Source organism: Symmachiella dynata (assembly GCF_007747995.1).
Taxonomy (GTDB): Bacteria; Planctomycetota; Planctomycetia; order Planctomycetales; family Planctomycetaceae; genus Symmachiella; species Symmachiella dynata.
Genome location: NZ_CP036276.1, coordinates 3,688,037 through 3,701,316, shown reverse-complemented (window position 1 = coordinate 3,701,316; position 13,280 = coordinate 3,688,037). Strand labels below are relative to the sequence as shown.

Below are 13,280 nucleotides of genomic sequence, written 5' to 3'. Positions count from 1 at the left end.
GCCACCTGGCTCAAACCAGGTGGCTCGCAGGTTCTCAATGCATGTCCTCTTTGAGCTGGAAGATTAGCGTATTCCGATCGACATCAAGTGTTGCGAATCCAATTTCGATCACGGCCCGCCACCCTGAATGATCATGCGGTATTGGACTGGAGACCTCTTGATATTCGCATTGGGCTGACTTCGCAATTGCCTTTCGAATCGCCTGTCGAGCTTTCTTCAGGGCTTCGGTAATAGCCCTGGACAATTTGTCACGGTCCTCGCCGACATAATTTGGACGAATTCGCTGTCTGGCCTCAGCTTTGGACATCGCGCCTCCCCCCTCAGCCAATTGTTCCATCAATGCCGCGGCGTTGCCGCCCGGAATAGCGACAAGCCCGCGCTGCTGCCAGCCCCCGTTCTTTCTGTGAAATAGCCACCAGCGATTGCCGTGCTCAATTCCCACCGCCCAATTCTTCAGTTTCGGTGGGCTAGTCGAACGTGGTCGCTGCTCATTTACCGTCTGAGGTTTCTTGCCACCCGTTTTCTCTGGCGAGGAATCCACTTCCGCAGTCGCTTCAAGCTCAACATTAATCCCGTTTGAAACGTGAAAATGCGGCTCGACGCTTACATTGTTAATAATCTCCACTCTCTTGTTGCCGGTGCTATCCTGATTCTTCATTTTACTTCGCGACAGTGCTAATTCCTGATGCAGAAGTGCTTGGAGATCTCCGGGCCGTGGTAGATCTGGAATCGTCTGGCTCACGAACAACTCTGACGCAGTTATGGCGTACGCGTATTTGTGACTCGTTTGACTGCGGCGAGCAATTTCTGCATGGGCTCGCCAGGAATTCGCCGCGAGGTTCGTAACGTTGAGAACGAGGCCGCTGGCTGAGGGTGCTGTGTGAATTCCAAGCTGGGCCAGCCCCAAACGTTGTTCGATCCGTAACTCCTCGACCAGTTCGTGGACCAACTGGATTTGCCGTCCCGGAAGGCTCACTTTTCGGCCAATCTCAAAGGTGAACCGATCCGCTCGCAATTGCCGATCATGTTCGTTCCCGTCCGCAGTCGGCTCATGAGCCAACTGCAGAAGCCGACTGTACCAAGAGACTTTTGCGTCGAGCTCGTCGAAATACGCGGCAACCATCTCCAAGCTAAGCGGCAAAGACTCGGCGTCCCTAATTCGGGAGTCAAATTCGTCCTTATCGAGCGTACCTAATCGAATCTCAAGCACGAGTTGGTCATACACGTGGCGAGGTGGTTTAAGACCATTCACCAAATCAAACTGGTACGCCCCTAGCCGCGCCCGTTCCTTCGCGAACAGCTCGATAAGTTTCGCGGTAGGTTCCTTCTCCAGCGCTGCGGCGGTTTTATTGGCCACCTCGCGCGCCGCATCATAGTCCTCCTCCAACAGCGGTGGAGTCTCATCGCTCATCGTCATCCTCCCAACCACGCATGCGAATTCGACGGCAGTTGATGCTTGCCGATCCGCTATGCGTAAACAAATATCTTGTTGTTAACCCGCCAGTATCGCATTTACGGGAGTAATTTCTATGTAGTTGAACATCGCTTGCCTATTGAAAGTGAGATTTCTGTGCCAACAAATATCGACCCAAGAGAGATGCCAGCCGAAAACCGCGAACGTGAATTAGCCCGAATGTTCGCTACCGCAATTCTGCGCCTCCGAGCCAGTCCAGCATTGCCGAAACCAGAATCTGTCGAAACCGTCGCAACATGCCTTGCACATCCCGGCGAAACGAGGCTCAGTGGTGACCACGGGTTAACGGTTTCGAGAGTCGCAACGGGCGGCTGAACTACTTGAGAGAAGGAGATAACGGGATGGCGTTGAATATCGGCAAGGAAGTTTCCAAATTGCAGCAGATGACTGTCCGGGAATTGCGGGAACGCTACGAAGACGTATTCCAGGAGGAATGCCGCTCCAATCACAAACAATGGTTGATCAAGCGGATCGCTTGGCGGTTGCAGGCCAATGTGGAAGGGGATCTGTCCGAACGAGCACGTCGGCGGGCGTTGGAAATTGCCAACGACGCGGACCTGCGGATGAAAGCGCCGCCGAGGACGAAACCGGCACCCACAGTTCGTGGCCGCAAAGTCCATGGCAAGATCACGACGACGCACGACAAACGCATCCCCATGCCGGGCACGATTCTGACTCGCGAATACAAGGGAGCGACCGTGCAGGTCACCGTACTCCCGACGGGCTTCGACTTCGAGGGCGAAATCTATGCCTCCCTTTCCGCGGTCGCCAAGGCGATCACCGGCTCGCACACGAATGGGTTTCTGTTCTTCCGTCTGAACGGAACGGGGGCCCGCAAATGAAGAATTCGGAACGCAATGGCACAATCCGCTGTGCCATATACAGCAGAAAATCGACCGAAGAGGGTCTCGACCAGGATTTCAATTCGCTGGACGCGCAGCGGGAATCTGCCGAGGCGCTCATTGCGAGCCAGAAAGGCGAAGGCTGGGAGTGCCTGCCAACCCGGTATGACGATGGCGGGTTCACAGGCGGGAACGTCGAACGGCCAGCCTTGCGTCGACTAATGGACGATATTGAAAACGGGCAGGTCGATTGTGTCGTCGTCTATAAGGTCGACCGTCTCAGCCGGAGCCTGCTTGATTTCTCCCGCATCATGGAAACGTTCGACAAACATGGCGTTTCGTTTGTCTCGGTGACGCAACAATTCAATACGACCAGTTCCATGGGCCGTTTAACGCTCAACATCCTATTGTCCTTCGCGCAATTTGAACGCGAGATCATCGGCGAACGGACGCGCGATAAAATGGCCGCAGCACGCCGTAAAGGGAAATACGTTGGCGGCGCGCCAATCCTCGGCTACGACATCGATCGCAGCGTTTCCAGATTAGTGGTCAATCATCGAGAAGCGGCCCGCGTCCGCACGATCTTCGAATCCTACCTCGAACAGCAATCGCTCCTCGCCACCATCGCCGAATTGGATCGCCACCAGTGGTCCACCAAGCAATGGACGACCAAGAAGGGCAAGCAACGTGGTGGACGGGCCTTCAACAAGAACACACTACATAGTCTGCTGACGAACGTCGCCTACATTGGCAAGGTCCGCTACAAGGACGAAATCTACGAAGGGGAGCATGAGGGGATCATCGATACTGAAGTGTTCGAGCAAGTCCAGCGTCTATTGCGGTTGAACCACCGCACGGGCGGCAAACACGTGCGCAATCAATTTGGATCGTTGCTAAAAGGCCTAGTGCATTGTGTGCCGTGCGGTTGCCGGATGATCCCTTCGCACACGACCAAAGGCGGCAAAAAACGCTATCGCTACTATGTCTGCGGAAATGCCCAGAAACGGGGCTGGGACAATTGCCCGTCGAAGTCGATTCCCGCCGGCGAAATCGAGCGTTTCGTCATTGACCAAGTACGGCAGGTCGCGAACGAGCCCGATCTCATCGCCGCCACGCTCGACCAACTCCGCGAACAGGTGCAAGCATCGCTCGACAAACTGGAAACCGAACGAACCGGTATCGAGCAGGACCTGAAAAATGCCAATGCTGAGATGCGTTCCCTCGTCACGGCGCCGGATAATTCTCGTAGCACCGACCGGCAGGTCGACTTGTTGGATCGCATGCGGACTGCCGAACAACGTCTAACCGAAATCCGTGTCGAGTCTGACAGATTACGCCGCGAAGCGGTCACCGAACGGGACGTGGCTGATTCGCTGCAGCAGTTCGAGGCGGTGTGGGAAGCGCTCAGCCTAAGGGAACAGGCACGCGTCCTGGAACTGCTCATTGAGCGGGTAGACTACGACGGCGACGCGGGGACCGTTTCGGTCACGTTCCGCCCGACTGGCTTCAACGCGGTGGCCGAGGAACTTGAATTTGAGGAGGTCGCGGTATGAGCGGAGTCACGATCAAATCGAAAGTCCATTTCGGACGTGGGCAGAGGAGCAAAAAGCAATTGCGCACGGGCGTAGAGCCACCCCCAGCTCCGCGACGTTTGCCCCGTGTGGCCAAGTTAATGGCCCTGGCCGTTCGCTTCGAAGGTCTTCTCAACGACGGCGTCGTGGCCAACCAGGCGGAACTGGCGACGCTTGGGCATGTCAGCCGGGCACGAGTCACGCAGATCATGAATTTGCTCAATCTGGCACCAGACATCCAGGAGGAGTTGCTGTTCCTGCCGCCGGTGGAGCAGGGAAAGGACACGCTGACCGAGCGCGACCTGCGGGCGATCGTGGCGGTAGCCGATTGGCGTAAACAGCGGCGGAAGTGGAAGAAAATCGCGGTGTAGGGCGTCTTCTACCGCAAACAAATATTACAGAATAATAGCACATTGATTGACGAGATGAGTTAGTCACTCTCCAGCGTTGCTAAACCTGCCGTATTGATTGTCCTCGCACCGCCAGAGAACAACACGATATGCTCAATTAGACCGTTCGCTCCTAACGGCTCGGCGGACTAATACGATAGTACGAACGCGCCGCCCGAATTTCCCGTTACTCGTGTTTTCAAAGCTTGCGCTTTTCGGCCGCGCTAAGCACCTGACTTCGATGAATTGTGCTTCAGAATGATATCGGGAACAATCGTCTCGTAGTCAGTTTGAAAAAACCCGATTCAATTGAACCTGCTTACGCCATTCGACTTTACTCCTTCAATATATTTTAACCGCTCGGCCTTATGCCATCACGGCCAAGCGTACTACGAGAATCGCCGCCAGCGTCGCCGAGGCTTCCCTACGAAGTACAAGGAACGGCGGCGTACTCGCCTCACTCCTAGCCACTCCCCCCAGCATCTCACAACTGTTGCCACATTGTCGATTCGCGAAACAACCCGCATGACCGACATATTCGCAACCGGCCGATATGAAAACCCGCTATAATAGTTGTGATACCGACAGCTAGGCGTTCGCTATCGACGATGTCCTTTTTGGACCGTGCCGTTTTTTTTTGACTCCTGTCGCGATAGCTCCCTGGGCAAGGAGTTTTCAGATGGGCCCGCTACGGCATGTATGGTGAAGGTCAAGGACGATGATTCATCCCCGGTCGAATCTGATCAGGTTCGCTTACGTTCTCTCAATTCTCAGTGCAGCAGGCTGCGCCGCGAATCGCTCCCCTAAACTGGATTCGGTTGCAGGCGCCGCTACCGTGAAGCCTGCGTCTGAGAATTTGAGCAACGACGATGAGGTCCTGCAGGCCTCGTTTGACGATGCCCAGCTTGGGATAGAGACCGAAAGTGTCTTTGAATCCCCGCTTCAGCCATTCCAGATTTCTTCGTTGGAAGAGTTGGAACAGACGGCGCTCAATCAGAATCCGAACTTGGTCCGTTTGTATCGTGAGTATTTAGCGGCCTCGTCCCGCTCACGATATGTCGATGAACTTCCCGATCCGAATGTCGGGGCAAACGTATTCATAGAACCAATTGAAACGGCTGCCGGTTCGCAGCGGGCAAACATCACCGTCAACCAGACGATCCCTTGGCTCAGCAAACTTTCTGCTGAGGAGCAACGCGCTTGTTTTGAAGCGATGGCGATTAGTGCGGACTATCGGGCCGAACGATTGAGAGTGCTTGCCGGTGTTCGGACCGGATGGTATCGGCTCTATGTCATCGACAAGCAGATTGAAACAACGAATGCCAACCAACAACTGCTGGAATCGCTGATCGATATCGCCAATGCTAAGGTGGCCACAGGAACCGCGTCACAGGGAGACGTGCTACTGGGCACTTTGGAATTAAGTCGCTTGGAAGAACGACTCTTGACCTATCATCGGCAGCGGACAGCCGTCGAAGCGGAAGTGAATCGTTTAGTGACCCAGGAGGCGGAGACGCGAATTTCCGTTCCCGAGACCATCCCCGTTCAATCCCCGCAATGGACGGCCGGCGAGCTCTATCAAGTTGCCCTGGAGTCGCAACCCGATTTCCAGGCAGCACAACTGCGAACGCAGGCGACTCGCTGGGGTATTGAGGTCGCCCGCTTGAGTCGTCGCCCTTCGGTGACATTGTCGGCCAATTATTTCCCGACCGACGATAATCGCCCGATCTCACCGTTTGTCAATGTTGGTGAAAATCCGTGGTCTTTGGGTGTGCACATGAGCATTCCCATCAACAACGAGAAATACAGCTCCCTGCAAGATGAGGCGACCTGGAAGCACTTTGCGTCGCACGATTCGCTGCAGGCGTTATTTGACCGCTATGACGCCTTGATCGTGGATTTGCTGACCGAAGCTCGCAGAGCCGACGAAACAGCTGTGCTCTATCAAGAAACGATTTTGCCCCAGGCCCGTCAAACACTCCAGACCGATCAAGAATCCTATTCCAACGGAACCGTTGAGTTTGATCGCGTAGTGCAAGATTACCGCAACCTGCTCACGTTAGAACTCGGATACCACCAGGCGATCGGTGATCTGGCCATCTCGGTTGCCCAAATTCGCCGGGCGGCCGGACAAGATCTTCCGATTACGGTTGCTGTAGTTCCTCCATCGCCATCGGAATGACCTTTTCAAATTAATAGATATGGTTTGCCTTTTGAGACTGACTCAAGGTCGAACTCAACAAATTCGAGGCTTATAAGGTGCGAGCTACATGGCCTGTCTGACTAATGCTGAGCAATGACGCGAGGGTTGGATGAAATCGTTCAATGGCGTGCATATCACACCTGGCCGTCGAGCGAAGGCATTATGGGTGCAACGCCGATTAGAGTTCGTGATGAATTGAAATTGGCGATTCGTATTCTATCGTCGCAAAAATTTTAAAGAGGCTTGTCTCAAATGATTTCCAAAAATACTGCGCTGCTATCGATTACATTATGCCTCTGTGCGCCAGGACTGTGCCAGGCTGCTGAAATGTATTCTTCCGGGCCTTACACTCATTCGATGGCCGTCAACTCTCCCTTTGCCATTGGCGGAACGACGCGCAAAGCCTTGCCTCCCTTGGATTGCCTGCGGTGTAGTGGGCCGCGACCTTGTCCGCCGCATTGTTGTCATGGTGGCGGCTTTCTGTATTACGGTACGGATGCGCACAGCGACAATTGTTTTAACAAAATGAATGACTGCCCCAACGGATGCTGTGGGGACCACGCCATTCGCTTCTCGCGAACATGGATCATCCGGGGCAGACGATAAGCGGTCCTGATCGGTCCACGAACAAGCGAAGCAACCCGCGGAAAAGGAATTTTGCGGTATGGACGCAGAAATATTAAAACCATCGTGTATGCTTGCTCTGATGCTCATGATCATCGGCTGCGCGAGCGCGGAGACAACAGCGCGTCGCTCGGATGCTCACATTGAGCCGACTGTCAGTGTCGTTCAACAGGGCGAGGAAACCACACTCGCGGACGAACTATTGGCTGATGACGTGACGCATGTTCTGCGCGTCTCTGGCCAAGAGTCAGCTGGGCAAACTTCCACGCCCACACCGGCCGAAAAGCTGGCGGGAAGCACGTTTCTTCCTCCGCCGGCAACACCCGACGCCCCGGAAGCCATCAAGATCAATAAGGATCTGGATGCTGTCGGCGAACCGTTGACGCTAGACTTGCTAGAAGCGTTGGCTTGCCAGAACAACCCGACACTGCTGCAGGCGCAAGCACAGATACAAGGAGAACTGGGCAAGGCCATCCAGGCCGGTCTGTGGCCGAACCCGCGACTGAGTTACGTACAAGAGCAGATCGGCGTCGCAGGCACGGCGGGAGAATTTGTGGGTGGCACGGTTCAGCAACGGATTGTGACCGGTCGCAAACTTGACTTAAGCCGCGCGAAGTATTTGGCAATGACACGGGCAGCGGAATGGCATGCCTTGCAACAGCAATACCGGGTGCTCAATGACGTCCGTTCCCACTACTTCCGCACGCGTGGAAACTATGAATTGGTCCAGATCCACCGCGAACTGCTGAAAATTGCGGAAGACAAAGTGCTCACAACCCGCGAACAGTATAACGTTGGCCAAGCCTCGCGCGTGGATGTCCACATGGCGAATGTATCGTTGCAACAATCGCGACTGGTATTGTTGCAGCGCGAGAATGATTATCATCAGTCTTTTGAGACGTTAGCGGCGCTGGTGGGGACCAACCTGCCGTTGACGCCGATGGCGACTGGCATCGAAGGCGACTTAACTCCGATTGACTATCAAGAGGTTCGGCTGCGTTTGCTGACAGAGTCGCCGCAAATCCAAGCTGCCCGGCAGAAGCTTGAATCTGATCGTATAACCGTACGCCGCGAAACCGTTCAACCAATTCCTGATATCGTGTTCGAAGGGGGCGTTGGACATAATTATGAGAGTCCCGATACTGTCGCGACCGCCCGAATCGGGATCGACGTACCAATTTTCGACTGGAATCAGGGAACGATTCGCCAAGCGGAAGCTGATTATTCCCGGCAACAAGGAGAAGTCCGTAGGGTGGAACTGTTGCTCCAGCAGGACTTGGCGCATACTTATCGCGACTATCTGAACGCACTGCAGCATGCGACGAACTACGCAGAGATCATAGTGCCTGAAGCCGCCGCCGCCTATGAATTGCAACTCCGCAGCTACGACGAGGACCGAATCGCGTGGCCGGAAGTCCTGAAAACGCAAGAGGAATACTTCAAATTGAAGTCGCAGTACGTCCAACACCTCACCGCTTGGCGTGAATCGGAGGTGTTGATCATTGGGTATTTGCTGCATGGCGGACTGCAAACTCCCCCGACGCCGATTCCCCCCGGTCACATCGATTCGGTTGCCAAGCCACGCTAAGTTAAAGTGAAATACATTCCGTTGTGAATGACGTATTTCAAGTTTCTTGATCATTCGATTTCTATTTAAAGTTGGCAAGACTATGTCCGCCGAAAACAATCGTCGCCAATTCTTGAAAACCGGTTCGCTCACTGCCGCGGGGATTTTGGCAACTGGCGTTGGTGCTTCCGCTGCGGAGTCGCTGGAAGGACCGCCGTCAACTCCGCCAACCGATTCCGCACCTTCGCACCCAGCGCACGTCCAAGCGGAGTATGACGGATTTTCCCGATACAAACCTAGTCGGGGCAACGATCCGGAAAGCCCCTACTATCTCGGGAAGCAAGTCCCTGGATTTCGCACGCTGGACGAAGGTCCCGCGCCGTTTGACGCTCCGCAGATCCCCAAGTTGCCGTATGTAATGAAAAATGGCGTGAAGGAATTTCACCTCGTGCCGCAACCGGTACAGCGGGAGTTTCTGCCGGGCTATTGGATGAATGTCTGGGGTTTCAACGGTTCGATGCCGGGCCCCACCATCGAAATCAACCAGGGCGATCGCATTCGCATCATCGTCACGAACGAATTACCGGAAATTGTAACGGTGCATTTGCACGGCTTCGAAATGCCGGTGCAATATGACGGTGCCGATACGATGACGCAAAATCCTATTCCCCCTGGCAAGCAGTTTGTTTACGAATTCGACGTCCACGAGGAGGGGACTTATTTTTACCATACACACGTCGCAATGCAGGAAGCATTCGGCATGGTAGGCTGGGTGATTGTCCATCCCCGCAAGACCTACGACCCGCCCGTTGATCGCGACTTTGGTTTGCTGTTTCAAAATTTCTTCATTGCACCGAACCAAACGGTCGCTGATTCGATGAAGATGGATTGGAACTGGCACACGATCAATGGCCGCAGCGGACCTTACTTTCCGCCGCTGGTATGCAAGCACGGCGAACGTGTCCGTGTGCGGTTGCTCAATTTCAGTCCCATGCAGCATCATCCGATCCATATGCACGGGCACACGTTTTGGCTGACCGGTCACGAAGGGGCGCGGGCTCCCAAGTCGGCTTGGATTCCGCGTAACACCGAGCTAATCGCCGTGGCTCAGGCCTCCGATTTCGAATTCATCGCTAATAATCCCGGCGACTGGATGTTTCACTGCCATATGGTGCATCACATGATGAACCACATGGTTGAACAGGTCGGCCCCCGAATTCGTAAAGGGGCCTCCGTGGATCGTTATTTGGCAAATCTCGATTCCGTCCCGCAAGCGGTCGTCTCGAAGACGGCTCTCGGTGAAGAACCACCAGGTTACCCGCAGAAAATGCAAGGGATGCACATGTCGATGGAGTCGATGAAAACCATATGGGCCGCACGAGAAATGAAGGGGATGCGTGCGCCTGTCCCCATGTCGATGGCCGGCTTAATGACGGCCATGCGGGTATTGCCGGCCGACTTATACCATCGTGTCATGGAAACGGACGAGGATATCCCAAAAGGCGAAATCTTCGATGAAATCGTCCGCCGCTTCGGCGATCCGGAAACCTATCAGCCTTCACCTCAGTCAGAAACGCATGGAAGCCATGAGTAGCTAGATTTCACCGCAACTTGTTGACTTTTGAACTCGGATGCGACCAGTGCATTGACGACATGATCGCCCAGATTCTCCGGACAGCAAGACAAGATTTTCCGGGTTCGGGTGTAGCCGTGCCTCCTAGACCATCTGATAATACCATTTCGCCTAGCCAACTTCGGGAATGCTGATTAGACTTACCACCAGTCGAACTCATTTTGACCGAGGTTTCCAAGTGCGATTATTTTGTCGAACAATAACGGTGTTGACCACAACAGCAATGATTTTGCTGCAAACGGTCTCATCGGCATCAGCGTTCGGCTGCGTCTGCGATACGGGCGACGCAATTCAAAGGACGACCTCGAATACGGCTTGCTGCTGTACTTCACGAAACCAATCGGGTCTCGAACACCCACGGCATGCGACCGTGCCCCCTGCTACTTGTTGCCATCAGGCTTCCACACGAACAAGTCCCGAAGGGGAAAACGCTTCGTGTCGTTGCCGTATGAGCCACCGGCAACCTGCTCTGCCCCAACACGAGGCTCGGTTAACTCAAATCGAGAATCTACAGTGGGCTTCGCTAGCCGATGTTTGGTCCAATTCGCCGTTTCTGTCGGCGAGCGCCCATCACTTCGGTGAACTCCCACCTCCGCTAGCTAGCAATACGGCCTTTGCGCAAAAGGTCTATTGCATCTGGCTGACCTAACGTCCGCACAGTTGAGATTGCGGATGGGCGTGGGTCTTCTGTTCTGCCGCTGCTGCTTTGTAAAAAATGACATGGCAGTTTGCGCATTGACCACCGTGCTTGTCCGCAACCGTGATTCGTTGAGCGGTTGGTCGGGATTGTGCACAGGCACGGTCCAAACGCAAGTGCATGGTCTTTGGCCAGCCGCTCTCTTTCCCAGAACCTCGATTCCCTCTTCCGTTGGCGAGGTTAAGATTGATGGCTGTTACGCCCCCCAGTAAAGCTTCCGCTTCAGATCACCCCCACTTGGCTCCGCTGCATTCACGACCATTCTATTGGTGGGTCATGAGATTGCTACCGGTGGGGCTGTTTTTTGTAGCAGGAGTCCTGCTCATTTTTGTAATTGGCTTGGCCCAAAAGGCCGGATGGCTCCAGCCAGACGGTGGATCTGCTGGCCTTTCACAAGCAAGCGATGGTGAGCAGGTATTCACATGCCCAATGCACCCCCAAATCCGACAACCAGTACCGGGACGCTGCCCGATCTGTGGTATGGAACTGGTAAAGGCTGCCGCTGTTGGGGCCAACATTGATGAATTTGCCGTCAACATCGACCCCGCTCAGCGACGATTGGCGAATATTCAAACGGCGGAAGTCAAACAGGAACCGGTTAGTACGTCGATCGAAACCATTGGAGCCATTCAGATCGACGAAAGTCGACAAGCGACCATCGCCGCATACATCGATGGTCGCTTGGAACGCCTGTTTGCCGACTATACCGGTGTAGAGGTCAATCAAGGAGACCACCTGGCAGTGCTCTACAGCCCGCAACTGTTCGCCGCTCAAGTCGAGTATGTCGAGTCAGGAAAGGCCCTTGAAAAAATGACCGGAGGCGCACTGGCTTCGGTTCGACAAGTGCAAGAAAAACTTGTGGAGAATTCTCGGCAAAAGCTCATTGAACTGGGCATGACGGAAGAACAGGTCAAGCAACTGGAGACGAGCGGAAAACCGCAATCCCGGCTTACGATTTATGCTCCTATTGGTGGAACGGTTACGCAAAAACTGGCCGAGGAAGGCAAGTATATTAAGGCCGGAGAACCGATTTACCGGATCGCTAATTTGACGACGGTGTGGTTGATGTTGGAACTTTATCCAGAAGACGCAAGCCGCATTCGATTTGGACAGCGTGTGCAGGCCGAGTTGCAATCGCTTCCCGGTCAAAAACTCGAAGGACGTGTGGCGTTCATTGATCCGACGGTGAATGTCGCTAAACGCACCGTCGGGGTGCGGGTCGAATTCAAGAATGACGAGGGTCGGCTGCGTCCGGGGGACTACGCACGGGCCGTCATCACGATCCCCATTGGACCGCAAGGCGAGATTTATGACTCAGAATTGGCTGGGAAATGGATCAGCCCCATGCATCCGCAGGTGATTCGGGATCAGCCTGGGGACTGTCCTATCTGCGGAATGAAACTTGTCCCCACATCCCGCTTTGGGTATACGGATGCGCCTGTCACGCAGCCTGATTCACTGTATGTTCCCCGTTCAGCGGTTTTGATGGCAGGGGAACACAGTGTGGTTTACATCGAGACCGAACCGGGACGCTTTGAGCTTCGTAAAGTTGCTTTGGGCCCGATCCTGAGAGACAAAGCAGTGATACTTTCCGGTGTAGAGGTCGGTGAACAGGTCGCCACTTCAGGGAATTTCCTCATCGACTCACAGATGCAACTTGCGGGGAAACCGAGCCTGATCGATCCGACTCGGTATACGCCAAAGAAAGGAACTGAGCAATCCGATAATCATCCGCTTTCGTTTGCATCCATTCATGTTCAACGAATTCCCGACGAGATGGGGGACAAGCTCGAACAGCTTTATCGAGCCTATTTTGCCATCCAGAAATCCTTCGCTAATGATAATCAGCCGTCCGCAGAGCTTGCTACGCAACTTCATCAACTGGCAGCAGAAGTTGCTGAGGCCGAAGAAATTTCTAAGCCTGCCCGGAAGCAATTACAGGAAGTGGCAGCCGACTCTGAACATCTGCATCACCTCTCACTTGAGAAGGGTCGGAAGAAATTCAAAGCAATCAGCGCTGTGATGGTCACATTAGCCACAACCTACCGGGGAGCCAAATCCACAGAACCTTTCCGTCACTTTTTCTGCCCGATGGTGCCTGGTGGGGCTGGGGATTGGCTTCAAGCTGATGACAAGCTGATCAATCCCTACTTCGGCAGTCAGATGCTCACTTGCGGCGAACTGGTGCATACGATTGCTGCAGATGCAACAGAAGCGTCGGACGACAAAGCGGCAGGAGACAATCCAAATCACACCACTCACAAGCACGAAGGAGAATAA

Annotated in this window: 8 protein-coding genes; 7 read left to right on the top strand and 1 reads right to left on the bottom strand. The window is 54.3% G+C overall.

Going from position 1 to position 13,280, the window contains the following annotated elements; genetic code table 11:
- Window positions 1–34: 34 nt before the first annotated feature.
- Entirely contained in the window at window positions 35–1,411 is a 1,377-nt protein-coding gene (locus Mal52_RS14205; protein WP_145376860.1) for a hypothetical protein, read from the bottom strand.
- Window positions 1,412–1,815: 404 nt separating this feature from the next.
- On the opposite strand from Mal52_RS14205, the gene Mal52_RS14200 reads away from it, so the two are divergent.
- The 7 genes from Mal52_RS14200 to Mal52_RS14170 all read left to right on the top strand — a co-directional run bounded on the left by Mal52_RS14200 (window position 1,816) and on the right by Mal52_RS14170 (window position 13,280).
- Window positions 1,816–2,316, top strand: a complete 501-nt coding sequence (locus Mal52_RS14200; protein ID WP_145376859.1) for a DUF2924 domain-containing protein — start codon at window positions 1,816–1,818, stop codon at window positions 2,314–2,316.
- The gene (locus tag Mal52_RS14195; protein WP_145376858.1) at window positions 2,313–3,869 is read left to right on the top strand and encodes a recombinase family protein; all 1,557 of its coding nucleotides are present in this window, start codon (window positions 2,313–2,315) and stop codon (window positions 3,867–3,869) included. The genes Mal52_RS14200 and Mal52_RS14195 overlap by 4 nt, the downstream gene beginning before the upstream one ends.
- Window positions 3,870–3,976: 107 nt before the next feature.
- Window positions 3,977–4,258 carry a hypothetical protein gene (locus tag Mal52_RS14190; protein WP_197534915.1) on the top strand — a complete coding sequence of 94 codons (282 nt, stop codon included), beginning with the start codon at window positions 3,977–3,979 and terminating at the stop codon, window positions 4,256–4,258.
- A gap of 853 nt (window positions 4,259–5,111) precedes the next feature.
- Entirely contained in the window at window positions 5,112–6,458 is a 1,347-nt protein-coding gene (locus Mal52_RS14185; RefSeq protein ID WP_197534914.1) for a TolC family protein, read from the top strand.
- Window positions 6,459–7,143: 685 nt separating this feature from the next.
- On the top strand, window positions 7,144–8,691 hold the full coding sequence (locus Mal52_RS14180; RefSeq protein WP_197534913.1) for a TolC family protein: 1,548 nt from the start codon (window positions 7,144–7,146) through the stop codon (window positions 8,689–8,691).
- An 82-nt stretch (window positions 8,692–8,773) separates the two neighbouring features.
- On the top strand, window positions 8,774–10,264 hold the full coding sequence (locus Mal52_RS14175; RefSeq protein WP_145376855.1) for a copper oxidase: 1,491 nt from the start codon (window positions 8,774–8,776) through the stop codon (window positions 10,262–10,264).
- An 856-nt stretch (window positions 10,265–11,120) separates the two neighbouring features.
- Window positions 11,121–13,280, top strand: a complete 2,160-nt coding sequence (locus Mal52_RS14170) for an efflux RND transporter periplasmic adaptor subunit (RefSeq protein ID WP_145376854.1) — start codon at window positions 11,121–11,123, stop codon at window positions 13,278–13,280.

Bases quoted from the DNA above. Each gene is read 5' to 3' on its own strand.
- Mal52_RS14170 (WP_145376854.1), top strand. From the start codon at position 11,121: ATGGTCTTTGGCCAGCCGCTCTCTTTCCCAGAACCTCGATTCCCTCTT.
- Mal52_RS14180 (WP_197534913.1), top strand. From the start codon at position 7,144: ATGGACGCAGAAATATTAAAACCATCGTGTATGCTTGCTCTGATGCTC.
- Mal52_RS14175 (WP_145376855.1), top strand. From the start codon at position 8,774: ATGTCCGCCGAAAACAATCGTCGCCAATTCTTGAAAACCGGTTCGCTC.
- Mal52_RS14205 (WP_145376860.1), bottom strand. From the start codon at position 1,411: ATGAGCGATGAGACTCCACCGCTGTTGGAGGAGGACTATGATGCGGCG.
- Mal52_RS14195 (WP_145376858.1), top strand. From the start codon at position 2,313: ATGAAGAATTCGGAACGCAATGGCACAATCCGCTGTGCCATATACAGC.
- Mal52_RS14200 (WP_145376859.1), top strand. From the start codon at position 1,816: ATGGCGTTGAATATCGGCAAGGAAGTTTCCAAATTGCAGCAGATGACT.